Origin of the sequence: Streptomyces sp. NPDC007189 (assembly GCF_040703635.1) — a bacterium.
Classification (GTDB): domain Bacteria; phylum Actinomycetota; class Actinomycetes; order Streptomycetales; family Streptomycetaceae; genus Streptomyces.
Map to the genome: position 1 here is coordinate 1 of NZ_JBEYEY010000014.1, position 26018 is coordinate 26018.

The window sequence follows — 26018 nt, forward strand, 5'->3', positions numbered from 1 at the left end:
GCAACGGCTGACAGCCGTTGTCCTGGCAGTGAATGGCCTGGCCACGGGATCGACAACCCACGGCCCGGCCCGAAGCCGTCCTGTGCACCTCACCTGCGAAGCGAACTCCCTTGGCCCTGAGAGGGATACCCGCCGCAACGGAGCAGGATGATGTCGCCGGCGCCCGGCATGACAAGCTGTGCTTGCCCACCCCTGAACCCAGGAGGTCACCATGACCGCAGAGCCCGTACCTACGGAAGGTTAGGGCCGGCTGCCCCGGAGACGTCCCCTCTGACGCCGGACAGCGACGGCAACCACGACCTCAAGCGCACGTTCCGCGAAGCCCTGGCGCGCAAGCGCGGTGCGCAGGCGGACGCCGCGGATACTGCCGCCAACCCCGATGCGTCGAAGGTGCGTACGGCGCACGGCCCGGCTGCGAGCCAGCGGTCGTTCAGGCGCAAGAGCGGCGGCTGAGTCGATCAGTCCCGGGATCCGGCCGCTTCACCCGCGCTCTGAGCGCTATCCACTCGCGCTCCCCGTGCAGTGGCCCGCAACGTGCGCGTACCGCTGTGCGCGTCGCGGGCGGGCGGAGCCGGAGTTCTGGCCTGTGCGGAACGGCCCGGCTGGGGTTGGTCCCGGTCCCAGGGATCCACCTGGCCCAGACGCACCCCTTCTACCCGAACCATCAGGCACCTTGCCCCACAACCCCGGCTGGTTCGACGCCTGCCGGTCCGGCGCAGGTCGCACCCGAAGCCCTGGCGCGCGTTCGGAACGCTTCGGTGGTCCATGCCTGCGCCGAGGGAGGCACTTGGTCCGGCTGAGTCCGCCGCATTCCGGCATCTGATCCGGAGCCCTTCACAGCATGAGCCAAACATCCACGTGCGGGCGTGCGGGCGGAGCCCGCGAACGCGGAACAGGTGGTTACCGAAGGCGGTACCTCTTACCTTCCGGTTGCGCGGGGCCACTTGCCTCGCCCTCGAAGGGGAACTGGTGGCCGTGCAGCCGGAATACCATTTCGTCCGGCGCAGTCAGCATCCCTGCCTGCGGCCAGGCTGCGTCGCATGACGGACGGTTGCCCGGTTGGCGCAGGCGAAGCGCGTGCCAGGAAAAGAAAGAGGGGCGGGGACGATCCGCCACAGGGCCAGGCTCACATCTTGCGCCGCCCTTCCAAGGCATTAGGGCAAGCGGCGGATGGTTCGGTCGACCTTGCAGCGGTGAGGTACGGAGGTGCCGGTGCCCCGGTGTGGACTGCGCTCAGACTGACTGCCGCCAAGCCGTGCTTTGTGGAGTCCAGGCAGCGCGGTCTCGCGCTTTAGTGATCTTGCTCCTCCCTCTTGCCGCCAGGGGACGTGACAGGGATCTCGCTGCAGTTCGGGGCGTCGGTCCGTACTCTGGTCGCGCTTGTCGGTCGCTGGTGAAGAGGAAGGTCATGAACGGGCTATCCGCCATCACTGGCGACCTGTCAGCCAACTCAGCAACCGGTCAGCGCCAATCCCGCCATCTGCAGCAGGCGTCGGCAGGAGAGAGCCGTTGTAGGCTGAGTGAACAGCCCTTGACCTGCGCAAAGCAGGCAGGGAGCCGAATTCAGGGAGTTCCGAATGCTGCGTACTCTGTTCAAGTCCAAGATCCACCGCGCCACCGTCACCCAGGCCGACCTGCACTACGTGGGATCGGTGACCATCGACGCCGACCTGCTCGACGCCGCCGATCTGCTGCCGGGTGAGCTGGTGCACATCGTGGACGTCACCAACGGCGCCCGGCTGGAGACGTACGTCATCGAGGGCGAGCGCGGGTCCGGGGTGATCGGGATCAACGGGGCGGCCGCCCATCTCGTGCATCCCGGGGACCTGGTGATCATCATCAGCTACGCTCAGGTCACCGACGCCGAGGCGCGGACGCTGAAGCCGCGGGTCGTGCACGTCGACGGCGACAACCGGATCGTCTCCCTCGGTGCCGACCCGTCGGAGCCCGTGCCCGGCTCCGACCAGCAGCGCAGCCCGCAGGCCGTCGGGGCCTGACCGGGGGACCGTACCGTTCCGTGACCGGACCAGGAGTGTGCCGAGCCCATGAGCGATATCGAGATCCGCGACGACCGGGCGGCGGGCCGCCTGGAGGCCGTCGGCGAGGGTGAAGTCGTCGGCCGTGTCGAGTACTTCGTCCTGGAGTCGCCCGCGCGCGCCCTGGTCCCGGTCCACACCATCGTCGAGCCCGCCCACGAGGGCCGCGGCATCGGCGGTTCCCTGGCCCGTGAGCTGTACGACCTCGCCGGGCGCGAGGGCGTCCCGGTGGTGCCGCTGTGCCCGTACGTCGCCGGGTGGGCCGAGCGTCACCCGGAGGCCGCCCCGCCCGCCGACCCCGAGCTGGTGGCGGCCGCGAAGGACTGGCTGCGGACCCATCCCGGGCGGTTCTGAGCGGGCGGCTCCGCCTGACGGGTGAGTGGCCGCGCGGGGGCCGGGTAGGCGGGGGAGTAGTCCAGAGGCGACGTCCCACGACTGCCGGAGGACACCCATGACGAACCCGCATCCCGACCCCGTCCCGCCGGGGCCGCATCCGGGTCCGGGTCCCGGTCCCACCCCGCCGGACCCCTACCCGAGCCCGGTCCCGACCCCCGAGCCGGGCCCCGCGCCCACCCCGCCTCCACCGGGCCCCGAGCCGACGCCGCCCCCGGCGCCTCCGGCCCCGGGCCCGCCGGAGCCCTCACCGTCCCCGATCCCGCCGGGCCCGGAGCCGGTACCGAATCCCGAGCCGGGCCCACCGCTCACCTGAGCACGCCCGGCACCGCACAAGGAGCATGGGGAACTGCGCGACCGACCGCCCCAACCGGCGACCGTGCCACGCCAGTTCCCCACCGGTCCCTTGGCCGACAGCCTCCCAGGGACCTCAGACGCCCCCTCAGGCGGACACCTCGTCCCGGTCCCCGCCCCACAGCGTGTGGAAGGAGCCGTCCCGGTCCACGCGGCGGTAGGTGTGGGCGCCGAAGAAGTCACGCTGGCCCTGGGTCAGGGCCGCCGGCAGGCGGGGGGCTCGCAGGGCGTCGTAGTACGCCAGTGCCGCCGCGAACCCCGGTGCCGGGACGCCCTGGCGCGTCGCGGCGATCAGTACCTCGCGCCAGTCGTCCTGCGCGTCGGCGATCTCGCGGGCGAACGTCTCGTCCGACAGCAGGCTCGGCAGGTCGGCGCGGGTGTCGTACGCGGCGCGGATGCGGTCCAGGAAGGCCGCCCGGATGATGCAGCCGCCCCGCCAGATCGAGGCGACCTTGCCGAGGTCGATGTCCCAGCCGTACTCCTCGCTGCCCGCGGCGATCTCGTGGAAGCCCTGCGTGTACGACACGATCTTGGAGGCGTACAGCGCCTGCTCCACCCGGTCCGCGAAGGCCCCGGCCTCCTCCTTGCCCAGCGGCGCCGCCGTCGGGCCCGCCAGCCCCCGGGAGGCCTCGCGGAGCTTCGCGTGCCCGGACAGCGAGCGCGCGAAGACGGCCTCGGCGATGCCGGACACCGGGACGCCCAGGTCGAGGGCGATCTGGACCGTCCAGCGGCCGGTGCCCTTCTGCTCGGCCTGGTCCACCACCACGTCCACGAACGGCTTGCCGGTCGCCGCGTCCACGTGGGACAGCACCTCGGCGGTGATCTCGATCAGGTAGGAGTCCAGCCGGCCGGTGTTCCAGGTGCGGAAGATCTCCGCGATCTGCGCGGGCTCGTACCCGGCGACGTCGCGCAGCAGCTGGTACGCCTCGCCGATCAGCTGCATGTCGGCGTACTCGATGCCGTTGTGGACCATCTTCACGAAGTGCCCGGCGCCGTCGGGGCCGCAGTGCGTGACACAGGGCGCGCCGTCCGCCGCCTTCGCCGAGATCTTCTCCAGCATCGGGCCGAGGGACGCGTACGACTCCTTCGAGCCGCCCGGCATGATGCTCGGGCCGTGCAGCGCGCCCTCCTCACCGCCGGAGATGCCCGTGCCGACGAAGTGGATGCCCCGCTCGCGCAGCTCCCGCTCCCGGCGCCGGGTGTCCGCGAAGTGCGCGTTGCCGCCGTCGATGATCATGTCGCCGGGCTCGAGGAGCGGGGCGAACTCCTGGATCACCGCGTCCGTCGGCTCGCCCGCCTTCACCATGATGATCAGGCGGCGGGGACGCTCCAGAGCCGCCACGAACTCCTCGGCGGTCTCGGTGGAAATGAAGTCGCCCTCGGTCCCGAACTCCTCCACGAGCGCCTTGGTCCGCGCCACCGTACGGTTGTGCACCGCGACCGTGTAGCCGTTGCGGGCGAAGTTCCGGGCGAGGTTGCGGCCCATGACCGCGAGGCCCGTGACGCCGATCTGCGCTGAAGTGCTCATACCGCCTGCTCCCTGCTTGCCTCGTGACTACGGCTCCGTCAGTACGGGTCCTCGCCCATCCTGTCGTGCCGTTCCGGCGAGCGCACACGCGACCCGCCCGCCCTCAATACGACGTGCGGCCGCCCGACGCCTCAGCCTCCGGGGGATCGCATGGAACAGGGTGCGTTCCCGGCCACTCGGGCCGCGTGGGAGGCCGGATTTCCGTCTTGTCATGGCCTGTTCGCCGCGCTTACTTTTGGCGCCTCCTGACGCATGCCGAGGGGAATTCGGACATGGCCGTACGCGGCCGGCATCGCCGGTACCAGCCGAACAGGATCAACCGCGCCTCACTCACCGTCACGGCGGGCGGCGCCGGCCTCGCGATCCCGCTGGTCGCCGCCGGCACGGCCGACGCGGCCGACGCCGCCACCTGGAACAAGGTCGCCGCCTGCGAGTCCAGCGGAAACTGGAGTGTCAACACGGGCAACGGCTACTACGGCGGGCTGCAGTTCACCCAGTCGACCTGGGAGGAGTACGGCGGCACCCGGTTCGCCCCGCGCGCCGACCTCGCGAGCCGGGAGGAGCAGATCGCCGTCGCCGAGCGGGTCCTCGACGGGCAGGGGCCGGGCGCCTGGCCGGTCTGCTCGGTGCGGGCGGGGCTGAACCGGGGCGAGGCCGATCCCGGCGCCCACCCGGACAGCGCCGCGACACGGCCCGCGCGGACCGAGAAGGCCGCGACGGAGGCCTCCGTGCGGGAGGTGCGGCCGCAGACCACTCCGCAGTCCCGCGCCGGCCGCGCCGAGATGTACACCGTGGTGCGCGGCGACACCCTCTCCGGGATCGCCGACGAGCACCACGTCCACGGCGGCTGGCACGCGCTCTACGCCGGCAACCGCACGACGATCGGCGGCGATCCCGACCTGATCCTGCCGGGCCAGCGGCTCGCCCTGCACGGCACGGCCGCCACCCACGCCGAGTCCCCGGCCACCACCAAATCCCCGAAGCGGAAAGCCCCTTCCGAGCACAAGGCCGCGCCGCACCGGACGAAGAGCACCGGCCGCACCGTCGTCGCCCCGGTCGACGCGCCCATCGGCACCGGTTACCGCGTGGCCGGCTCGCACTGGTCGAAGGGCTACCACACCGGCGTCGACTTCCTCGTGCCGACCGGCACCGCCGTGCACGCCGCGGAGGCCGGGCACGTGGTGGCCGCGGGCTGGGGCGGCAGTTACGGCTACCAGGTGGTCATCCGGCACGCCGACGGCCGCTACACCCAGTACGGCCACCTGTCGGCCATCTCCGTGCGGATCGGGCAGACCGTCACCGCGGGCGGGCGCATCGGCCGGTCCGGGGCCACCGGGAACGTCACCGGTCCGCACCTGCACTTCGAGGTGCGGACCGGACCCGGCTTCGGCACGGACATCGACCCGCTCGCCTATCTGCGGGCGGCCGGGGTCAGGATCTGACGCGCGTACAGCCGTGCCCGCCCGGCACGGGCAGCGGCAGCCCGAGGGCCGAGGAGAGGGTGAGGTACGACGCGGGCAGCGGGCCGGACGCGGGCGGGTCGCCGCCGACTCCGGCGTCCCTGTCACCGTCACCGCCCGGTCCTGGCACAGGGCCGCCGCCGGCTCCTGGCACAGGGTCGCCACTTGGCCGGGGAACCAGGCCGCCGCCCGCTCCCGCTGAGGGAACGAGGCCGCCGCTTGGCCCGGAAACAAGGCCGTCGCCCGGTCCCGGAACCAGGCCGCCATCCGGTCCGGAAACGCGGCGGCCGGGCCCCGGCGCGCGGCTGCCGCCCGGTCCCGGAACCCGCCTGCCGTCCGCATCCGCACCGAGACTGCGGCCGGATTCCCGCACGAGGCCCCCGTCCGACCCCGCTCCACTGAGGCCCCCATCCGGACCCGCTCCGACCAGATCTCGTAGCGCCGGCTCGCCGTCTGGACCCGCTCCGACCAGATCTCGCAGCGCCGGCTCGCCGTCCGGACCCGCTCCGACCAGATCTCGCAGCGCCGGCTCGCCGTCCGGGCCCGCTCCGAGCAGGTCCCGTAGCGCCGGCTCGCCGTCCGGGCCCGCTCCGAGCAGGTCCCGTAGCGCCGGCTCGCCGTCCGGGCCCGCTCCGACCAGGTCCCGTAGCGCCGGCTCGCCGTCCGGACCCGGCCCCAGCAACTCCCGCAGCGCCGGCCGCTCGTCGCGCACGCCGTCGCCCTGGTCCGACCCGGCCGGCTCCTGCCCGCTTCGGCTCGGCCCGGCCCCGTCCGGCTCGGGCTCTGCGGAACCGCGCTGCGATACGCCGCAGAACGCCTCGGTCTCCGCGAACCCCCGCTGCTGCGGCACCCCACAGAACGCCCCGGCCGGCAGGAGCGGCTCCGGGCCGGTGTCCGGTGCCGTGGCCGTCCCGGTGTGTTCGATCCGCTCGGTCGTCAGCATGATCAGGCCGCCCGCCGCCACCACCCCGCAGCTCACCGCGAGCGCGGTGCCGGTGCCGCCGTAGCGGAACGCCTCGCCGAACATCAGGATGCCGACGGCGGCCGCCAGCACCGGATTGACCACGGTCAGCGTGGCCAGCGGGGCGGCGAGCCCACCGCCCCGGTAGGAGGCCTGGGACAGCAGGACGCCGGCGGCCGAGAACACGGCGATCACCGCGAGGGACGGCACGTCGTCCGTCTCGATGCCGTGGGTCCAGTCGACGGCCACGGTCTTGGTGAACACCGACGCCATGCCGAACGCGATGCCGGACGCGGTGGCGAGCAGCACGCTGCGCGCCGCCGGATGCCGGTGCGCGGCCCGGCCGGCGCACATCAGCGCCACCACCGCCCCACCGGTGACCAGCGCGACCGCCACCCGCTGGGCCGTGTCGAGGGAGGTGCTGTCGGAGGAGCCGACCAGGGCCAGCAGGCCGGCGAGGCCCGCGGTGGCCATCACCGCGCCGCGCCAGGCCGTCGTCCCCGCCCTGCGGCCGACGAACAGCGCCGCCAGGGGCAGCGCGAAGACGATGGTCAGCGCGCCCAGCGGCTGGACCAGGCTGAGCGGCCCGTAGGCCAGCGCGACCACGTGCAGCACGCCGCCGAGACCGTTGAGTCCGAGCGCACCCCACCAGCCCGCCCTGCGCACCGGCAGATAGGCGCTGCCGGTCGAGGACACCGCCACCTGCTCCTGCACGATCGCCGCCGCCGCGTAGGCGGCGGCGGACACGAACGACAGGAGCACGGACAGCGCGAGGGCGCTCATCGGTGTCTCCGGTGCGGACGGCGGCGGGGGCCCTGGGCCCGGCGCGACGGTTGGTCGGCTTCCATGGTCGACACTCTGCCCGGCCGCGCTCTTCCCGTCGTCGTCCCTGAGCACGCAATGCCTCCTACTGCCGATGGAGTACACCGGCCGCGCGATCATCCTCGGGACGGGTGACGCGCCGCCGGGCCCTGCTCCCGGGACCGGGGAACGCACCTGATAGCACTACGGGTCGTGGACCTCGACCCCGCTCTCGCCGCGCTCCGCCCGCTCGGCGGCTTCTTCGTCCTGCGTACGGCCGCGACTGCCGGCGGCCCGGACACCGATCGACCGCCCACGCTCGCCGAGACCTACGCGGGGGCGGCGCCGGACGCCCTGACGGCACGGGTGGCCGTGGTCGCGGACCGGCTGCGCACCGCCGAGCCGCGCGTCGCCGCCTCCATCGCCCAGCAGGGCCTGGCCGCCCGGCTGTGGTCGGCGGCCCTCGGCTGCGCCGTCCTGTACGGCCGGACGCCCGACCTCGACCCGCGCCTGCTGCGCTGGGATCCGCACGCCTCCGCGCCCGACGACCTGTGCCTGACCGAGCTGCGCCCGCTGCCCGGCGACGCCGCCGCCCTCGCCGCCACCGTGCTGCACGGGCATCTGGCGCCCCTGGCCAAGACGCTGAGGGACCGCTACGGCAGCGCCCCCGGACTGCTGTGGGGCAACGCGGGATCCGCGCTCGCCGCAGCGGCCCGCACCCTGGAGAGCTGGGCCCGCGCCCACGGCCGTACCGACGCCGCCCAGCGGACCCGCGCCCTGACGGACGGCCTCTTCGCCCACCCCCTGCTGCGCACCACCGGCGCCCGCACCGGCGCCGCCTTCCGCCGCCGCAGCTGCTGCCTGTACTACCGGGTGCCCGGCGGCGGGGTCTGCGGCGACTGCTGCTTCACCCGGCCGCCGCGCTCTTCCCCACGGGCCGCATCTGGGTGACCATGAGGGGAACCTGCCGCCGATGCCAGGGGGTTGTCCGGTGCGAGTGGGACTGCTGACCCGGGAGTACCCCCCGGACGTGTACGGCGGCGCCGGTGTCCATGTGGAGTTCCTCGCCCGGGAGCTGGCCTCGCTGGTGGACCTGGAGGTGCACTGCTGGGGCGAGGGCCGCGGGGTGGGGGTGGTACGCCACCGGCCCTGGTCCGTGCTCGACGGCGCCAACGACGCGCTGCGCACCTTCTCCGTGGACCTGTCCATCGCCGCCGCCCTCGAAGGCCGCGAACTCGTCCACTCCCACACCTGGTACGCGGGTCTCGCCGGGCACGTCGCCAAGCTGCTGCACGGGGTCCCGCACGTGGTCACCGCGCACTCGCTGGAGCCGCTGCGGCCCTGGAAGGCCGAGCAACTGGGCGGCGGATACGCGCTGTCGAGCTGGGCCGAGCGCACCGCGATCGAGGCCGCCGACGCGGTGATCGCCGTCTCCGGAGCCATGCGCGAGGACATCCTGGCCTGCTACCCGGCGCTCGACCCGGCCGCCGTGCACGTCGTGCACAACGGCATCGACACCCGGCTGTACCGGCCCGACCACGGCACCGACGCCCTCACCCGGCACGGCATCGACCCGACCCGCCCCTACGTGCTGTTCGTCGGCCGGATCACCCGCCAGAAGGGCGTGCCCCATCTGCTGCGCGCCGTACGGGACATCGATCCGGGCGTCCAGGTGGTGCTGTGCGCGGGCGCGCCCGACACCCCGGAGATCGACCGGGAGTTCCGGGAGCTGTTCGAGGAGCTGAGCCGGGTCCGCGCCGGGGTGTTCTGGATCCCGCAGATGCTGCCCCGCCCCGAGGTGATCCAACTCCTCACGCGGGCGGCCGTGTTCGCCTGCCCCTCGGTGTACGAACCCCTCGGCATCGTCAACCTGGAGGCGATGGCCTGCGGCACGCCGGTCGTGGCCTCCCGGGTCGGCGGGATCCCCGAGGTGGTGGACGACGGCCGGACCGGCCTGCTCGTCGACGTGGACGACGACTTCGAGCCGGGTCTCGCCCGGGCGCTGGACACCGTGCTCGGCGACCCGGAGGCGGCCCGGCGGATGGGGGAGGCCGGACGGCGGCGCGCGGCGGAGGAGTTCGGCTGGGACGCGGTGGCCCGGCGCACGGCCGCGCTGTACGAGGAGATCCTCAAGCAGGCTTAGTCCCGTCCGCGCGGGGCATCCATGGTGGAACCAGGGTGAGGGGAGCGGCCATGCGTCGTGGAGGGCCTTCCGTGCTCGGGATCGTGCTGGCGGGCGGCGAGGGAAAGCGGCTGATGCCGCTGACCGCCGACCGCGCCAAACCGGCCGTCACCTTCGGCGGCACCTACCGGCTCGTCGACTTCGTCCTGTCCAACCTCGTCAACGCCGACGTGCTGCGGATCTGCGTGCTGACCCAGTACAAGTCGCACTCGCTGGACCGGCACATCACCACCACCTGGCGGATGTCCAGCCTGCTCGGCAACTACGTCACACCGGTCCCGGCGCAGCAGCGCCTCGGCCCGCGCTGGTACCTGGGCAGCGCCGACGCGATCCTGCAGAGCCTGAACCTGATCTACGACGAACAGCCCGAGTACGTGGCCGTGTTCGGCGCCGACCACGTCTACCGCATGGACCCGCGGCAGATGCTGCGGCAGCACATCGAGGGCGGCGCGGGCGTGACGGTGGCCGGCATCCGGGTGCCGCGCTCGGAGTCCTCGTCCTTCGGGGTGATCACACCGGGCCCGGACGGCCAGGCCGTCGAGCGGTTCCTGGAGAAGCCCGCCGATCCGCCCGGCCTGCCGGACGACCCGGAGACCGTCTTCGCCTCCATGGGCAACTACATCTTCACCACCAAGGCGCTCGTCGAGGCGCTGCAACGGGACGCCGAGGACGGCCAGTCGGTGCACGACATGGGCGGCTCGATCCTGCCCCAGCTCACCGCACGCGGCGAGGCCCAGCTGTACGACTTCGGGGAGAACCACGTGCCCGGCGAGACCAGCCGCGACCAGGGCTACTGGCGGGACGTGGGCACCCTGGACGCCTACTACGACGCGCACATGGACCTCATCGCCGAGCGGCCCGCGTTCAACCTGTACAACCGCCAGTGGCCCATCTACACGCACTCCGGCCAGCTCTCGCCGGCCCGTTTCAACGCGGGCGGCATCGCGAGCGAGTCCATCATCAGCGCCGGCTGCCTGATCCGCGGTCAGGTCACCCGGTCGGTGCTCTCCCCGGGCGTCCGCGTCGACCCCGGCGCGGTGGTGCAGGGCTCGGTGCTCCACGACAACGTGCGCGTCGGCCGGGGCGCGGTGGTCCGCGGCGCCGTCCTGGACAAGAACGTCGAGGTCCCGCCCGGCGCGACGATAGGCGTGAACCCCGAGCGCGACGCCGAGCTGTACACCGTCTCCAAGGGCGGGGTGATCGCCCTGGGGAAGGGGCAGCGGGTGCCGTAGGACGCCCGCGTCCGCACCGCCCCCAGCCGCGGCCGGGGCCCTGACGCGCCGTCATCATCCCGGTGTGCCCCGGGGCGACGCGTTCGGCCCGATCTTCGTACCTTTCCCGGTTTTGAGTCGTTCGACCTTCAGGATTCAGACACCGATGTCGAACCTGCGGAGGTCATCCGACATGAGAGGGACCCGGCGCACGCGGCTGTGCCTGGCCGGGGTGATGGCAGCGTCCGCGCTGATCGCCACCCCCGCCGCACGGGCCGCAGAGCGGACCGACGGCCACCTCACCGATCTGGTCAACCCGTTCATCGGGACCCAGGACGAGGGCAACACCTTCCCCGGCGCGGCCGTGCCCTTCGGCATGGTGCAGCTCTCCCCGGACACCGGGCACAGCACCGGCTACGACTACACGCAGAACCGTATCCGCGGCTTCTCCCTGGTCCATCTCTCGGGCGTGGGCTGCCGCATCGGCGGCGACCTGCCCGTCCTGCCCACCACCGGAGACATCACGCAGACGGACTACACCCAGTACGCGGCCCGCTTCTCGCACCGGGACGAGACGGCGAGCCCCGGCTACTACCGGGTCGGCCTCGCCTCCGGCGTCCGCGCCGAGCTGACCGCGACCGCGCGCACGGGCGTGCAGCGCTACACCTTCCCCGCCACCGGCAAGGCCAACGTGCTGCTGAACGCGGCCCAGGCGCTGCACAAGCCCGTCTCCAGCACCGTCGAGATCCTCGACGACCACACCGTGCGCACCGAGATCACCGGCCACGGTTTCTGCCGCGACACCGGCCCCTACACCGTCTACACCATCACCCGCTTCAGCCGGCCCTTCACCGCCTACGGCACCTGGGACGGCGCGACGCTCACCCCGGGCTCCCGCAGCGGATCCGGCGGCGCCTACGTCCGGTTCGACACCACCAGGAACCGCACGGTGGAGGCGACCACCGCCCTGTCGTACGTCGACGCGCGCGGCGCGGCCGGAAACCTGGCCGCCGAGGGCCGCCCGTCCTTCGACGCCGTCCGCGCGCGGGCCCGCGAGGAGTGGGAGAGGCGGCTCGCCGCCGTCCACGTCCGGGGCGGCGCGGGCACACTGCGCCGGACCTTCTACTCGTCGCTGTACCGGTCGTTCCTCGCGCCGAACATCGGCAGCGACGCCGACGGCCGCTACTTCGGCTGGGACCGCCGCGTCCACCGCGCCAGGGGCTACACGTACTACCAGAACTGGTCGCTGTGGGACACCTACCGCACCCAGGCCCAGCTCCTCGCGCTCCTCGCGCCGCGCGAGGCACGGGACATGGCCCGCTCGGTCGTCGCGGTCGACGAGGACGGCGGCTGGCTGCCCAAATGGGGCTACGGCCCGGTCGAGACGAACATCATGAGCGGCGACCCGGTCACCCCGTTCCTGACCACGGCCTACCAGATGGGGCTGCTCAAGGGCTTCGAGGAGCGGGTCTACCGGGCGCTGAGGAAGAACGCCGACGGGGTCCCGCCCGCCGAGTACCCGGGGATCGGCCGGGAGGCCAACGCCGAGTACCTCGCGCACGGCTTCGCCCCGTACGACAGGGACCGGCCGTACGCCAAGATGGGCGACACCGACTACCACCACGGCGCCTCCGTCACGCTGGAGTACGCCCTCGCCGACGCGATGCTGGCCCAGATGGCGCGCGGTCTCGGCCACGACGCCGACGCCGCCCGCTACGCCGCCCGCGCGCACAACTACCGGAACATCTTCGACCCCGCCACCGGCTTCTTCCGCGCCCGTGACGCCTCCGGCGCCTTCACCGGCTCGGCCGACCCGGCGCGCGGCGACGGCTTCCACGAGGGCACCGCCTGGCAGTACCAGTGGCTCGTGCCGCAGGACGTGCCCGGCATGGTGCGGCTCATCGGCGGGCGGCGCACGGCCAACGACCGGCTGGACTCCTTCTTCGCCTACGACCGGCTGCTCGCCGACCCCGCGAGGACCGCCCGCGAGGTGTGGGTGCACGGCGACGCGTACGACTACTACAACGCCGACAAGTACAACCCGATGAACGAGCCCGACCTCATCGCGCCGTACACCTACCTGGCCACCGGCCAGCCGTGGAAGACCACGGACGTGGTGCACGCCGCCCTGACCCTCTTCACCGACGGCCCCACCGGGATGACCGGCAACGACGACCTGGGCACGATGTCCGCCTGGAACGTGCTGTCGTCCATCGGGCTCTTCCCGATCCAGCCCGGCTACGACACCTGGGGCCTGTCCACGCCCGTCTTCGACCGCGTCGACCTCACCCTGGACCGCCGCTACTGGCCCGGCGGCCGCCTGACGATCACCGCGCCCGGCACCTCCGCGACCGACCGCTACATCCAGGCCGTCCGCACCGACGGCACACCGCACGGCCGGACCTACCTCACGACGGGCGCGCTGCGCTCCCTGCGCTCGCTCGCGTTCACGGTCGGCCCGCGCCCGTCAGAGTGGGGTACGTCACCCGACGCGGTGCAGCCGGTCCTGAAGTGACCTCACCATTCCCTTGTGTCCCGCCTCTTTCGGAGGAGGCGGGACTTAATCTTCCGTTAACTGAGCGTAGCCTGATCGTACTTGACCGTAATCAGCTGACAGAGATTGACTGCGAGTGACTTCAGATCCACCCGTCGTCGACGCGTGAGGCAAGCCCTTGACTTCCGACCTGCTCGCTCCCCTCGATCTGGCGTTCTGGAACATCGAGTCCGACCGGCACCCGATGCACCTCGGCGCGCTCGGCGTCTTCGGCGCTCACTCGCCCACCGCCGGCGCGCACGCCGCCGATCTGCTCGCTGCGCGCGCCGCCGCCGTGCCCGGGCTGCGCCTGCGCATCCGCGACGTCTGGCAGCCGCTCGCCTTCGGCGGCGCGACCCGGGAACCCGACCCGGACTTCGACCCGCTGAACCACGTACGGCTGCACGCCCCGACCGCCGACTTCCACGCCGCCGCCGGCCGGCTCATGGAGCGCCCGCTGGAGCGCGGCCGGCCGCCGTGGGAGGCACACGTGCTGCCCGGCGAGGACGGGATGTCCTTCGCCGTGCTGTTCAAGTTCCACCACGCCCTCGCCGACGGCCTGCGCGCGCTGAAACTCGCCGCCGGCATCCTCGACCCGGTGGACCTGCCCGAGCGGGCGCCGCGCGCCATCGAGCCGCCGCGCGGGCTGCTGACCGATGTGCGCCGGCTGCCGGGGCTCGTCCCCGGCCTGGTCAAGGGCGCGCTGTCCGACGTGGGCCGGGCCCTGGACATCGGCGCCTCCCTCGCCCGCTCCACGCTCGGCATGCGGCCCGTCTCGGCGCTCACCTCCGAGCCGACCGGCACCCGCCGCACCGCCGGTGTCGTCGTGGACATCGACGACGTGCACCGGGTGCGCAAGACCGCCGGCGGCACGGTCAACGACGTGCTGATCGCCGTCGTCGCCGGGGCGCTGCGCCGCTGGCTGGAGGAGCGCGGCGACCGTACGCAGGGCGTGGCGCCCCGCGCCCTCATCCCGGTGTCCCGGCGCCGTCCGCGCACCGCGCACCCACAGGGCAACCGGCTCTCCGGCTATCTGATACGGCTCCCGGTGGACGAACCCGATCCGCTCGGCCGCCTCGGCACCGTGCGCTCCGCGATGGTCCGCAACAAGGACGCGGGGCCGAACCGGGGCGCCGGCGCGGTGGCGCTGCTCGCCGACCACATCCCGGCCCTCGGGCACCGGCTCGGCGGGCCGCTCGTCGGGCAGGCGGCCCGGCTGTGGTTCGACATCCTCGTCACCAGCGTGCCGCTGCCGGGGCTGGGGCTGCGGCTGGGCGGCCACGAACTGAACGAGGTCTACCCGCTGGCCCCGCTCGCGCCGGGTCAGTCGCTGGCGGTGGCCATCTCGACGTACCGCGGGCACGTGCACTACGGGCTGGTCGCGGACGCGCAGGCGGTGCCGGACCTGGACCGGTTCGCCCACGCGGTGTCGGCCGAGCTGTCCACGCTGCTGGCGGCGTGCGAGGTGTGAGCACCGGCCGTCGCCTCCGGCGTGGGGCCGGGAGCGGTTCCCACCCGCACCACCCGTGCGGCTCTCGTCGCCGGGTGCGGGTGGCCCCCGCGGGGGCGCACCGACAGCCGGCGGCCGCGCCGCCCCGCGCAGGCGTGCGACGCAGGCCCGGCCGTCCGCACGCGACCAGCTCCCTGTCCCGGTTGTCGGCAGGCGCTCGGCCTCCGTGCTGCCTTCTGCGGTCGTTGTCGGCTCCGGCGGTGGTATGGGGCCCGCTGTCCGCGTCGGCCCCCGGCCGGGGTTGTACCCCCGGTTCCAGGCCGCAGTCCGTGGGCCGTTGCGGGCTCCGGCGGTGGCCTGCGGCCGGCTCCCTGCCCCGGCCTGTGTGTCGCCCCCGTCCCGGTCCTCGGCGCGCGTTTGGTTCGGGGGCCGGTCCTCCGTAAAATTCCCCGTTCGAAAGCGGGCGCGAGTCGGAGCGCTGCGCGGGTGAGAGGGAAGCGGCAGCGCGATGACGGTGACAGAAGACGGCTCCATGGCCACCCAGGACGTGGCCCACGGCCCCGGCATCGACCCGGAGCGGCTCGCCGTCTGCCTGAGCGTGCTCGAGGAGCTGGACACCCTCGAGGTCGACCACCCGGACGCGATCAAGGTCCGCCGGGCCACCTCGCACATCTACCGCACGGTCAAGCAGCGCCGCCGCCAGGAGCGCCGCGCCGCCAAGACCGCGCACGACCGCTCCGTCACCGAGGCCACCGCCACCGGCTCCGCCGAGCGCATCGACGACGAGACCGAGGGCATCCTGCCGTCCTCCAAGGTCGAGGCGGGCCGGATCGCGGGCATACTCCAGCGCCCCCGCTCCTGCTACACCTGCAAGCAGCGCTACGTCGAGGTCGACTACTTCTACCACCAGCTCTGCCAGAAGTGCGCCGCCGAGAACCGCGCCAAGCGCGACGCCCGCGCCGACCTCGCCGGCAAGCGCGCCCTGCTCACCGGCGGCCGGGCCAAGATCGGCATGTACATCGCGCTGCGCCTGCTGCGCGACGGCGCGCACACCACCATCACCACCCGGTTCCCCAAGGACGCCATCCGCCGGTTCAAGGCGATGGAGGACTCTGCCGAGTGGATCCACCGCCTGGAGGTCGTCGGGATCGACCTGCGCGACCCGGCGCAGGCCGTCGCCCTCGCCGAGCAGGTCGCCGAGGCGGGCCCGCTCGACATCCTGATCAACAACGCGACCCAGACCGTGCGCCGCCTGCCCTCCGCCTACGCGGCGCTGGTCGAGGGCGAGAGCGCCCCGCTGCCCGCCGGCGAACTCCCCGCCCACCACGTCATCGGCGCCTTCAACTCCGGCGCCGTCGACGGCATCGCCGCGCTGCCCGTGGGCACCAGCGGCCTGGACGCCCAGAAGGTCGCCGACCTCGCCCTCGTCGCCGGCAACGCCAGCGTCGCCCGGCACCTCGACGGCACCGCCATCGACGCCGGCGGCCTCGTCCCGGACGTCGTCGACACCAACACCTGGGTGCAGACCATCGAGCAGATCTCCCCGGTGGAGCTGCTGGAGACCCAGCTGTGCAACTACACGGCGCCGTTCATCCTCATCAGCGCGCTGCGCCCGGCCATGGCCGACGCCGCGAAGAAGGCGCCGAGCGGGCGCGCGTACGTCGTGAACGTCTCGGCGATGGAGGGCGTCTTCAGTCGCGGCTACAAGGGCGCCGGGCACCCGAACACCAACGCCGCCAAGGCCGCCATGAACATGGTCACGCGGACCAGCGCGGCGGAGATGTTCGAGACGGACGGCATCCTCATGACCTCCGTCGACACCGGCTGGATCACCGACGAGCGCCCGCACTACGACAAGCTGCGCCTGGCCGAGGCCGGCTTCCACGCGCCCCTCGACCTGGTCGACGGCGCCGCCCGCGTGTACGACCCGATCGTCCGCGGCGAGGCGGGCGAGGACCTGTACGGCGTCTTCCTGAAGGACTACGCGCCGGGCAAGTGGTGACCCGCGCCGGAACTCCCGAGGCGTCAGTCGACGGCGCCGAGCCGGGAGTTGCGGGCCGCCACCAGCTCCAGCACCGTGCGCCAGTCCTCCAGGACGCCCGCGTCGAAGCGCGCCGTACGGCTCTCCTCGGCCGCCTGGCGCAGCCGCAGCGCGTCGTCGTCCACCGGGCCCGCGTCCCCGCGCACCAGCCGGAACACCCGCTCCCCGAGCAGCGGCCGCACCGCCTCGGCCGCGCCGATGCCGTACACCAGCCCCGCCACCTGAAGCTCCTTGTCGGCGGGGCGCCCGCGGCGCAGCAGCGCGGCGGTCCGCAGCGCGTGCTGGTGCCGGCGGGCGTACAGCAGTTCCATCAGCTCCTCGACGCTGCGCAGCTCCATGCGTCAGTCCTTCCGCGAGACAGCCGTTGCCGCTCATCAGCAGATCATGGCGAGCTTGCGCCGCGGCCAACGGCACCTGAACTGCGCCACGTGTAGCCCGGGCGGGTGATTCCCTCCACGCGCGGGTGATGCGCCCGACGGCACATAGCCGCATATTGACAGGTATGGAGGGGCCAAACGACTTCTGATAGTTACACCTTGTTTGCACTCCCGATCGAGCGCGGGCCCGCTCATTTGGGTACCCTGAAGGGGCGGACGACACGATCGGGTCCCACCCAGACCCGCCGTCCGTACCGGCGCCACCGCGCCCGGACTGGCTTTCCATCCAGACCCGAGCGGGCGCCGACTGCCGGAGCGCAGACTGACCGGACGCCCCCGAGGGCGACCGACACATAAGGAGTGCGCGGTGACACCGGAGAAGACGAATGGCGAAGAGCGCCCCAAGGAACGCACGGAGCGTGCGGGCCGCCGGCCCGGAGAACTCGGCAGCCTCGACGTGTGGGCCCGGTCGGCGCCGATCCGCCTCGCGGGTTACGAGGAAGACCTCGCCGAACCCCACATCCTGCCCAGCGTGGACTGACCCCGGATCCCACCGACCCCTCGCGATCGCCGCGTGCGTGGGCGTGACCTGACAGACTCGCGCCCATGCTGATCAGACAAGCCGTGGCCGACGACTGGCCGCGGATCTGGCCTTTCTGGCACCGGATCGTCGCCGCCGCCGAGACCTACACCTGGGACCCGGACACCTCCGAGGACGACGCCCGCGCGCTGTGGATGCACCCCGCCAAGCGCGTCCACGTCGCCGAGGACCCGTCCGGCGCCGTGGCCGGCTCGGCGTACCTCACCCCCAACTACGGCGGGCCCGCCGCCTCCGTCGCCAACGCCGGTTTCATGGTCGACCCCGACCGCACCGGCGAAGGCATCGGCCGCGCCCTCGCCGAACACGTCCTGGCCGAGGCGAGGGCCCAGGGCTACCGCGCGATGGTCTTCAACGCCGTCGTCGAGACCAACCCCGCCGTCGCCCTGTGGACCTCCCTCGGCTTCACCGTCCTCGGCACCGTCCCGGAGGCCTTCGACCACCCCCGGCACGGCCGGGTGGGCCTGCACATCATGTACCGGTCGCTCGAACAGCCCGGCTGAGGATCAGCCCACCGGCGCCGTCCGCGGCCACGGGCGCAGCCGCTCCAGCTCCTCGGCCAGCTCCAGCAGCACGCCCTCCGACCCCGGCCTGCCGACCAGCTGTACGGCACAGGGCGCGCCCGTGGGAAGGGCGCCGAACGGCACCGACATCGCGGGCCAGCCCGTGAGGTTCCACGGCGGGGTGAACGGCGAGTACGCGGTGTTCGCGAGGACGTTGCGCAGCCAGCCGCGCTCGTGCCACGGGCCCGCCGCGGGGGAGCGCCGGGCCAGGGCCGCGGTGAGCAGGACGTCGTACTCGGTGAAGAAGGGCGTCAGCTTCGCGCGCAGCCGCTCGCGGCCGTCCCCGGTGCGCACCGAGTCCACGAACCGCCGGCCCACCGCCGCGTGCACCCGGGTCCGCCGGGCCAGCAGCGCCCGGTCAAGGCCCTCGGCGTCCGCGGCCGTCCCGGCCGTCCAGTGCGTCAGCGCGGTCACCCCCAAAGAGAGCGGGTACGGCGGCTCGGCCCGCCGCACCTGGTGCCCCGCCCGCGTCAGCACCCCGGCCGCCTCCCGGACGGCGATCGTATACGGCCTGCTCACGCTCACCCCGGCGAGCGGGCTGCGCACGGCCGCGGCGATCCGCCGGCGCGGGGGCTCCTGCGCGCGTGGCAGGTCGGCCCCCGCGAGGACGCCCAGGACCAGCCGCAGGTCCTCGACCGTCGTGGCCAGCGCGCCGTTCTCCGCCATGCCGAACCAGTCGCCGTTGCCGATCCCCGCCGGCACCACGCCGTGCCCCGGCTTCAGCGTCACCAGGCCGCAGTTCGCGGCCGGGATGCGCAGGGAGCCCATGCCGTCGTTGCCGAGCGCGACCGGCACCAGTCCCGCGGCCACCGCGGCCCCGCTGCCGCCGGAGGAGCCGCCGGCGGTGCGCGTGGTGTCCCACGGATTGCGGGCGGTGCCGTACGGGCCCTCCGTGGTGCCGAAGACACACAGCTCCGGCACGTTCGTCAGGCCCACGACCACCGCGCCGGCCGCCCGCAGCCGGGCCACCGTGACATGATCCTCCGCGGCCGGGGTGTCGGGGGTGGCGGCGGAGCCGTCGCGGCGGGACTCGCCGCGCACCGCGAGATTGTCCTTCACGGCCACGGGGACGCCCGCGAGCGGCAGGTCGGCCAGACCGGTCCGCGAGCCCACCTCGTCGGCCTCGGCGAGCGCGGCCTCGGCCCGCACCTTCCGGAAGGCCCCGATCCGCCCGTCCAGCCGCTCGATCCGCGCGAGGTGCTCGGCCACCACCTCCCGCGGTGTCACCCGCTTCTCGCGTACGGCGGCGGCAATCTCGGCGGCACTCCGCCCGGCCCAGTCACCCACGGGCACTCCTCGCTCGGTCCTCGGCTACTCGCTGGTACGCAGCACGGCGCAGGGAGAACTGTGCCCGTTCGGGTGCGGTACGTCGAGACACCGTTCCCTCGACGCACCTCGTCATCCGATCAATGCCTGAACTCGGTTTCGCTGCAGCCCCGTTGACAGCGTCTTTGCGGCGCCACCATCATCAGACATCCGATGAATCGGAGTTAATGGGAGCCGCTCATGAGCACGTATCCCAGACGGCTGGTCCTGGGCGCGGCGGCCGGGGCGACCGCCGTGGCCGCCCTGCCGCTCACCGCCGCGACACCCGCGCGCGCCGCCGGACAGCAGGCGCCGTGGGCCACCGTCCCCGACCCGGTGCCCGTCCCGCTCGACGCCCTCTACGGCAACGACGGCATCGACACCGCCTCCGCCCGCGGCGGCGACTTCGACGGCTCCGGCTACACGTTCCCGGGCGAGGAACTCCCCGCGGGCCGCATCCAAGTCGACGGCGTCCCCTTCGACTTCCCCGCGTCGACGGCGGGCGCCAGGAACAACGTCGTCGCGCTCGGCCAGCGCGTCGACCTTCCCCGCGGCCACTACCTCTCGGCCGTCTTCCTCACCGCCGGGAGTTACGGCGACGCCTCCGGCCAGGCCACCGTCCACTACGCCGACGGCTCCACCAGCACCGCGGCCCTCGGCGGCGCCGACTGGTACGCGGCGGGCGGTCCGCTCTCGGCGCCGTACCGCTACACGCCGGACGGCACCAAGGACGAGCACAGCGTCGGGATCGGAACGTCGGAGGTGTGGATCGACCCCCGGCGCGAGGCCGTCGCCGTCACCCTGCCGGTCACGAACCCCGCCGCCGCGAACAAGACGTCCCTGCACGTCTTCGCCCTCTCCCTGCAACCCGTGGCCCAGGGGCGGGCCTTGGTCCTGCGCGACGCCCACTCCACCGCCTCCCTGCTGGAGGCCACCGGCGCCCAGAGCGTCGAGGCCACGGTCGTCAACGCCGGTACGGTCCCGATCCTGTCCGGCGACGACGTGTCCGTGCGTGTCGACGTCCCCGGCGCCCGCACCGTCGAACCCGCCCGCATCCGCCGCCTCGACCCCGGCGAACAGGCCCGCGTCCGCATCGGCATCCGCAACCGCGCGGGCACCGCCCCCGGCACCCGGCAGGACGGCACGGTGACCGCACGCGGCGGAGGCGCCCAAGCCGCCTCCGCGTCCAGCCGGTTGACCCTGGGAGTGGCCGACTACCAGCCCACCGAGGCCTCCCTCTCCGGCCATCAGGCGCCGTACTGGTTCCAGGGCGCCAAGTTCGGCATCTTCATCCACTGGGGCGTCTACTCGGTGCCCGCCTGGGCGCCGGTCGGCAAGCAGTACGCCGAGTGGTACTGGGACCAGATGCAGGACCCCGGCAACCCCACATACGCCTACCACCGCGCCACCTACGGCGAGGACTTCGCCTACGACGACTTCATCCCGCGCTTCACCGCCGAGCGTTTCGACCCGCGCGCCTGGGTGGAGCTGTTCCGGGACGCCGGCGCCCAGTACCACGTCCTGACCTCCAAGCACCACGAGGGCTTCGCACTGTGGGACACCAAGGTCTCCGACCGCAACGCCGTACGGATGGGCCCCCGACGCGACCTGGTCAAGGAGCTGTTCGAGGCCTCCCGGCGGTACGCCCCCGAACTCCACCGCGGGCTCTACTTCTCCATGCCGGAGTGGTTCAACCCCGACAACCCGTGGATGGGCCACGCCCCGCGCAACCCGTACACCCTGGAGCCGGTCCCGTACACGGGATACACCGCGGGCAAGGACTACGTGCACGACTACCAGGCCCCGCAGATGCTCGAACTGATCCACGGCTACGACCCGGAGATCATCTGGTGCGACATCGGCGGCGTGAACGACAGCCTCCATGTGCTCGCCGAGTACTTCAACCACGCCAAGAACCGCGCCCGCCCGATCGACGTGACCGTCAACAACCGTTCCGGCATCGCCTTCCACGACTTCACCACGCCGGAGTACACGACGTACGCCAACACGGTCGTCGCGAAGTGGGAGTCCAGCCGGGGGCTCGATCCGTTCAGCTACGGCTACAACCAGGCGACCCCGGACACCGCCTACATGACGGCCGAGGAGGTCGTGCACAGCCTGGTCGACATCGTCTCGAAGAACGGCAACTTCCTGCTGGACATCGGTCCGCGCGCCGACGGCACCATCGCGGACATCCTGCAGACCCGGCTGCGCCAGACGGGCGCCTGGCTCAAGGTCAACGGCGAGGCGGTCTACGACACGACGTACTGGTCGCGGATGGCCCAGCTCGGCGAGGACCTGCGGTTCACGGTCCGCCCGGACGAGGCGTTCTACATCCACTCGCTGGCCGAGCCGGGCGCCAAGCTGATCGTCGAGGCGCCGGTGCCGGTGCGGTCCGGGGACAAGGTCACCATGCTCGGCCACGACCGCCCCCTGACCTGGACCGTCTCGGGCGGCTCGCTGGTGATCGACGTACCCGAGGCCGCGCGGAAGGCGGGCCGGTACGTGTGGGTGTTCAAGGTCGACTGGCGGTCCTGAACGACCGGTCCTGCGCGCAGACGCGCAGGTCGGGCGGGAGCAGCTCCAGGATCCGGCGCCGTTCGGCGTCCTCGGCGCCGGTCTTCTGCGCGACGCCGAAGAGGCCCAGATGGGCCGCGGCGCTCTCCCGGAGACCGAGCAGGGCCCGGGTGTCGGTCAGCAACGGCCTTCAGGGCGTGCAGGGCCTGGTGCCGGACCGGACGGTACACCGCCAGTCCGGCTGCCGCCCGGACGCGGTGCCGGGCCGCGGCCGTGTCCGAGTCCGGCACCCTGCGGTAGGCGGCCACCGCCTCGTTCCCCACGTTCAGGCCGTCCCGGGCGGAGGCCCGCGGCGAGCGGGGGAGTTGTCCGGGCCGGCGGCCAGGGCACGGGGGGTGGTTGGGCGGAGTCACTCGCCAGGGAGTGCAGAGCAGCCAGTCGTGCCGAGCCGGCTGCCTCCGCGGCTGCGAGGCACCGTAGCCGCCGGTGATCCGCCGCTTCCCGGCCCGGAGAGGGGCGCACGGTTCGAACGGCGCGCTGTGGGGGAGCTGTACAACACCTCCGTCCGCGTCACCGTCACCCCCCGGTGGTACGACCGCCCAACCCCGGAACCCGCAGGGAGCAGCCCGTATGCATGACGACCGCACTCTGGTGGAAGCCCGCCTCAGGCGTGTCCTCGACGAACGCATCCGCCCCGCCGTGTACCCCGAGTCCGTGCCGCTCCAGGTCGCGGTGTGGCACGCGCCCGGCGAGCCCGTGCCGGTCCAGGAGGGGCTCGCCGCCGAGCCGGAGCCCGTCGAGATCGGCGCCCGCTGGGGTGTTCCGTGGGGCACGAGCTGGTTCCGGGTGACCGGGACCGTGCCCGAGGCGTGGGCCGGCAAGACCGTCGAGGCGCTGCTCGACCTGGGCTTCGACGAGAACATGCCCGGCTTCCAGTGCGAGGGCCTGGTCTACCGGCCCGACGGCACCCCGGTGAAGGGCCTCAACCCGCGCAACCAGTGGGTCCGCGTCGGCGCGCCCGTCGCGGGCGGCGAGGAGGTGCGCCTGCACATCGAGGCCGCCTCGAACCCGGTCATCCTCGGCTATCCCGCCTTCGTGCCCACCCGGCTCGGCGACAAGGACACCGCGGGCACCGAGCCGCTGTACACGCTGACCCGCATGGACCTCGCCGTGTTCGACGAGACCGTGTGGCAGCTGGTGATCGACCTGGAGGTGCTCGGTGAGCTGATGGCCGAACTGCCGGCCGACTCGCAGCGCCGCTGGGAGATCCTGCGCGCGGTGGACAGGGCGCTCGACGCCGTGGACCTGCAGGACGTGAACGGCACGGCCGGCCGGGCCCGGGAGCGGCTCGCCGGGGTGCTCTCGGCGCCCGCCGTGCCGTCCGCGCACCGGATCAGCGCCGTCGGGCACGCGCACATCGACTCGGCCTGGCTGTGGCCGCTGCGCGAGACGGTCCGCAAGGTGGCCCGTACGGCCTCCAACATGACCGCGCTGATCGAGGACGAGCCGGAGTTCGTGTTCGCCATGTCCCAGGCGCAGCAGTGGGCGTGGGTGAAGGAGCACCGGCCCGAGGTGTGGGCGCGGGTGAAGAAGGCGGCCGCCGAGGGGCGGTTCGTGCCGGCCGGCGGGATGTGGGTGGAGTCGGACACCAACATGCCGGGCTCGGAGGCGATGGCCCGGCAGTTCGTGCACGGCAAGCGGTTCTTCCTCGACGAGTTCGGCGTCGACAATGAGGAGGTCTGGCTGCCCGACACCTTCGGCTTCGCCGCCGGGCTCCCGCAGATCATCCGGGCGGCCGGCTCCAAGTGGCTGCTGACGCAGAAGATCTCCTGGTCGCAGACGAACACGTTCCCCCACCACACCTTCTGGTGGGAGGGCATCGACGGGACCCGGATCTTCACCCACTTCCCGCCCGTCGACACCTACAACTGCTCCATGAACGGCAGGGAGATCGCCCACGCCGCCCGCAACTTCAAGGACAAGGGCGCCGCCCGGCACTCGCTGGCGCCCACCGGCTGGGGTGACGGAGGGGGCGGCACCACGCGGGAGATGGTCGCCAAGGCGGCCCGGCTGCGCGACCTGGAGGGCTCGGCCACCGTCACCTGGGAGGCACCGCGTGCCTTCTTCGAGAAGGCCGAGGCCGAGTATCCCGAAGCGCCGGTCTGGGTCGGCGAGCTGTACCTCGAACTGCACCGCGCCACCCTCACCAGCCAGGCGAAGACCAAGCAGGGCAACCGGCGCAGCGAACACCTGCTGCGGGAGGCCGAGCTGTGGGCGGCCACCGCGGCCGTGCGCACCGGGTTCCCCTACCCCTACGAGGAGTTGGACCGGATCTGGAAGACGGTTTTGCTGCACCAGTTCCACGACATCCTGCCCGGCTCCTCCATCGCCTGGGTGCACCGGGAGGCACGGGCGACGTACGAGCGGATCGCCGGGGAGCTGAACGAGATCATCGGCGCGGCGCAGCGGGCCCTGGCCGGGGAGGGCGAAGCCGAGCTGGTCTTCAACGCGGCTCCGCACGAGCGGGCCGGAGTCGCCGCCGGAGCGGCCGCCGTGCCGGCCAGGACGGGCCACACCCGGCTCGTGCCGCGCGAGGGCGGCGGATTCGTCCTGGACAACGGGCTGCTGCGGATCGGGATCGACCCCCGGGGCCTGGTGGTCTCCGCCTACGACATCACCGCCGACCGCGAGACCGTCGCGCCCGGCAAGGCGGCCAACCTCCTGCAGCTGCACCCCGACTTCCCGAACATGTGGGACGCCTGGGACGTGGACGCCTTCTACCGCCACACCGTCACCGACCTCACGGACGCCGACGAGGTGCGCGCCGGGGAGGACGGGATCTCGGTGCGGGTCCAGCGGAGCTTCGGCGCCTCCCGGGTCACCCAGGTGCTGTCGCTGCCGCCCGGCGAGCGGCGGCTGCTCGTCGACACCGAGGTCGACTGGCACGAGACGGAGAAGTTCCTGAAGCTGGCCTTCCCGCTCGATCTGCACGCCGAACGGTACGCCTCCGAGACCCAGTTCGGGCACGTCTTCCGCCCCACCCACACCAACACCTCCTGGGAGGCCGCCAAGTTCGAGGCGTGCAACCACCGCTTCGTCCATCTTCAGGAGCCCGGCTGGGGCGTGGCGGTGGTCAACGACTCGACGTACGGCCATGACGTGACCCGCACCGTGCGCACCGACGGCGACCGCGGTACGACGACCACGGTCCGCGTCTCCCTGCTGCGCGCCCCGCGCTTCCCCGACCCCGAGACCGACCAGGGCGTCCACCGCTTCCGGCACGCCCTGGTCCCGGGCGCCTCGATCGCCGACGCGGTCCGCGAGGGCTGGCGGATCAACCTGCCGGAACGGCGCCTGCCCGGCGCCCACGAGGTCGCCCCGCTGGTCACCGTCGACAACGACGCCGTCATGATCACGGCGGTGAAGCTCGCCGACGACGGCAGCGGGGACGTGGTGGTCCGCTTCCACGAGGCCCACGGCGGCCGGGCCCGCGCCACCCTCACGGCCGGTTTCGAGGTCGTGGACGTCACCGTCACCGACCTGCTGGAACGGCCGGGCGGCGACACCGAGCCACCGGTGCGCGACGGCGAGCGGATCACCGTACGGCTGCGGCCGTTCGAACTGGTGACGCTCAGGTTCAGCCGCGGATGACCAGCCGGCCGTCCCGCAGGGGCGTGGGGAGCTGCGCGCGTCGGTCACGGTGTACGT

General features: G+C 73.0%; 17 protein-coding genes and 2 pseudogenes. 14 read left to right on the plus strand and 5 right to left on the minus strand.

The annotated features are described in order from the left end of the window. Nucleotides 1–211 precede the first annotated feature (211 nt). From AB0950_RS26335 to AB0950_RS26345, 3 genes and pseudogenes are all read left to right on the plus strand, one after another. Nucleotides 212–453 (plus strand): annotated as a pseudogene (locus AB0950_RS26335) (DUF5302 domain-containing protein). A 1124-nt stretch (nucleotides 454–1577) separates the two neighbouring features. Next, nucleotides 1578–1997 carry an aspartate 1-decarboxylase gene (gene panD, locus AB0950_RS26340; protein ID WP_360159623.1) on the plus strand — a complete coding sequence of 140 codons (420 nt, stop codon included), beginning with the start codon at nucleotides 1578–1580 and terminating at the stop codon, nucleotides 1995–1997. Between the two features lie 48 nt (nucleotides 1998–2045). After that, nucleotides 2046–2390 carry a GNAT family N-acetyltransferase gene (locus AB0950_RS26345; RefSeq protein WP_360159625.1) on the plus strand — a complete coding sequence of 115 codons (345 nt, stop codon included), beginning with the start codon at nucleotides 2046–2048 and terminating at the stop codon, nucleotides 2388–2390. A gap of 481 nt (nucleotides 2391–2871) precedes the next feature. Here AB0950_RS26345 and gndA read toward each other — a convergent pair whose 3' ends face one another. After that, on the minus strand, nucleotides 2872–4311 hold the full coding sequence (gene gndA, locus AB0950_RS26350; RefSeq protein WP_360159627.1) for an NADP-dependent phosphogluconate dehydrogenase: 1440 nt from the start codon (nucleotides 4309–4311) through the stop codon (nucleotides 2872–2874). 272 nt (nucleotides 4312–4583) lie between these two features. Here gndA and AB0950_RS26355 point away from each other — a divergent pair, with 272 nt between their 5' ends. Beyond that, nucleotides 4584–5753: a transglycosylase family protein gene (locus AB0950_RS26355; protein WP_360159629.1), complete on the plus strand. Its 1170-nt coding sequence runs from the start codon at nucleotides 4584–4586 to the stop codon at nucleotides 5751–5753. 940 nt (nucleotides 5754–6693) lie between these two features. Here the strand turns inward: AB0950_RS26355 and AB0950_RS26360 are convergent. Then, nucleotides 6694–7515 (minus strand): annotated as a pseudogene (locus tag AB0950_RS26360) (DMT family transporter); the annotation flags it as partial. A gap of 231 nt (nucleotides 7516–7746) precedes the next feature. Between AB0950_RS26360 and AB0950_RS26365 the strand changes: the two are divergent. From AB0950_RS26365 to AB0950_RS26390, 6 genes are all read left to right on the plus strand, one after another. Next, on the plus strand, nucleotides 7747–8484 hold the full coding sequence (locus AB0950_RS26365) for a (2Fe-2S)-binding protein (protein WP_360574345.1): 738 nt from the start codon (nucleotides 7747–7749) through the stop codon (nucleotides 8482–8484). 40 nt (nucleotides 8485–8524) lie between these two features. Then, nucleotides 8525–9676: a glycogen synthase gene (gene glgA / locus AB0950_RS26370; protein WP_366779541.1), complete on the plus strand. Its 1152-nt coding sequence runs from the start codon at nucleotides 8525–8527 to the stop codon at nucleotides 9674–9676. A gap of 50 nt (nucleotides 9677–9726) precedes the next feature. Continuing rightward, nucleotides 9727–10947 carry a glucose-1-phosphate adenylyltransferase gene (gene glgC, locus AB0950_RS26375; RefSeq protein ID WP_366779542.1) on the plus strand — a complete coding sequence of 407 codons (1221 nt, stop codon included), beginning with the start codon at nucleotides 9727–9729 and terminating at the stop codon, nucleotides 10945–10947. 172 nt (nucleotides 10948–11119) lie between these two features. Continuing rightward, nucleotides 11120–13441 (plus strand): GH92 family glycosyl hydrolase, encoded by a 2322-nt coding sequence (locus AB0950_RS26380; protein WP_366779543.1) that lies wholly within the window; start codon nucleotides 11120–11122, stop codon nucleotides 13439–13441. A 157-nt stretch (nucleotides 13442–13598) separates the two neighbouring features. Beyond that, nucleotides 13599–14930, plus strand: coding sequence for a wax ester/triacylglycerol synthase family O-acyltransferase (locus tag AB0950_RS26385; RefSeq protein ID WP_360159639.1), 1332 nt, complete (start codon nucleotides 13599–13601; stop codon nucleotides 14928–14930). A 487-nt stretch (nucleotides 14931–15417) separates the two neighbouring features. Further along, complete coding sequence (locus AB0950_RS26390) at nucleotides 15418–16911, plus strand: SDR family NAD(P)-dependent oxidoreductase (protein WP_360159641.1); 1494 nt, start codon at nucleotides 15418–15420, stop codon at nucleotides 16909–16911. Between the two features lie 23 nt (nucleotides 16912–16934). Here the strand turns inward: AB0950_RS26390 and AB0950_RS26395 are convergent, their stop codons facing one another. After that, nucleotides 16935–17288, minus strand: a complete 354-nt coding sequence (locus AB0950_RS26395) for a hypothetical protein (RefSeq protein ID WP_360159643.1) — start codon at nucleotides 17286–17288, stop codon at nucleotides 16935–16937. Nucleotides 17289–17694: 406 nt separating this feature from the next. Between AB0950_RS26395 and AB0950_RS26400 the strand changes: the two genes are divergently transcribed. Together AB0950_RS26400 and AB0950_RS26405 are read left to right on the plus strand one after the other, a co-directional pair. Beyond that, a complete protein-coding gene (locus AB0950_RS26400) occupies nucleotides 17695–17868 on the plus strand; it encodes a hypothetical protein (RefSeq protein ID WP_360159645.1) in 174 nt (57 codons plus the stop codon). Nucleotides 17869–17933: 65 nt separating this feature from the next. Beyond that, complete coding sequence (locus AB0950_RS26405; protein WP_366779544.1) at nucleotides 17934–18428, plus strand: GNAT family N-acetyltransferase; 495 nt, start codon at nucleotides 17934–17936, stop codon at nucleotides 18426–18428. A 3-nt stretch (nucleotides 18429–18431) separates the two neighbouring features. Here the strand turns inward: AB0950_RS26405 and AB0950_RS26410 are convergent, their stop codons facing one another. Further along, nucleotides 18432–19775: an amidase family protein gene (locus AB0950_RS26410; protein ID WP_360159649.1), complete on the minus strand. Its 1344-nt coding sequence runs from the start codon at nucleotides 19773–19775 to the stop codon at nucleotides 18432–18434. A 219-nt stretch (nucleotides 19776–19994) separates the two neighbouring features. Between AB0950_RS26410 and AB0950_RS26415 the strand changes: the two genes are divergently transcribed. After that, complete coding sequence (locus AB0950_RS26415) at nucleotides 19995–22331, plus strand: alpha-L-fucosidase (RefSeq protein ID WP_360159651.1); 2337 nt, start codon at nucleotides 19995–19997, stop codon at nucleotides 22329–22331. Here AB0950_RS26415 and AB0950_RS26420 read toward each other — a convergent pair. Then, nucleotides 22309–22494, minus strand: a complete 186-nt coding sequence (locus AB0950_RS26420; RefSeq protein WP_360159653.1) for a hypothetical protein — start codon at nucleotides 22492–22494, stop codon at nucleotides 22309–22311. The genes AB0950_RS26415 and AB0950_RS26420 overlap by 23 nt on opposite strands. Nucleotides 22495–22940: 446 nt before the next feature. Here AB0950_RS26420 and AB0950_RS26425 point away from each other — a divergent pair, with 446 nt between their 5' ends. Further along, on the plus strand, nucleotides 22941–25961 hold the full coding sequence (locus AB0950_RS26425; RefSeq protein WP_366779545.1) for a glycoside hydrolase family 38 C-terminal domain-containing protein: 3021 nt from the start codon (nucleotides 22941–22943) through the stop codon (nucleotides 25959–25961). Nucleotides 25962–26018 lie beyond the last annotated feature (57 nt).

Coding starts and splice junctions, on each gene's coding strand:
- AB0950_RS26395 (WP_360159643.1), bottom strand. CDS start 17,288: ATGGAGCTGCGCAGCGTCGAGGAGCTGATGGAACTGCTGTACGCCCGC.
- gndA (WP_360159627.1), bottom strand. CDS start 4,311: ATGAGCACTTCAGCGCAGATCGGCGTCACGGGCCTCGCGGTCATGGGC.
- AB0950_RS26390 (WP_360159641.1), top strand. CDS start 15,418: ATGACGGTGACAGAAGACGGCTCCATGGCCACCCAGGACGTGGCCCAC.
- AB0950_RS26425 (WP_366779545.1), top strand. CDS start 22,941: ATGCATGACGACCGCACTCTGGTGGAAGCCCGCCTCAGGCGTGTCCTC.
- AB0950_RS26405 (WP_366779544.1), top strand. CDS start 17,934: ATGCTGATCAGACAAGCCGTGGCCGACGACTGGCCGCGGATCTGGCCT.
- AB0950_RS26380 (WP_366779543.1), top strand. CDS start 11,120: ATGAGAGGGACCCGGCGCACGCGGCTGTGCCTGGCCGGGGTGATGGCA.
- AB0950_RS26345 (WP_360159625.1), top strand. CDS start 2,046: ATGAGCGATATCGAGATCCGCGACGACCGGGCGGCGGGCCGCCTGGAG.
- AB0950_RS26355 (WP_360159629.1), top strand. CDS start 4,584: ATGGCCGTACGCGGCCGGCATCGCCGGTACCAGCCGAACAGGATCAAC.
- panD (WP_360159623.1), top strand. CDS start 1,578: ATGCTGCGTACTCTGTTCAAGTCCAAGATCCACCGCGCCACCGTCACC.
- AB0950_RS26415 (WP_360159651.1), top strand. CDS start 19,995: ATGAGCACGTATCCCAGACGGCTGGTCCTGGGCGCGGCGGCCGGGGCG.
- glgC (WP_366779542.1), top strand. CDS start 9,727: ATGCGTCGTGGAGGGCCTTCCGTGCTCGGGATCGTGCTGGCGGGCGGC.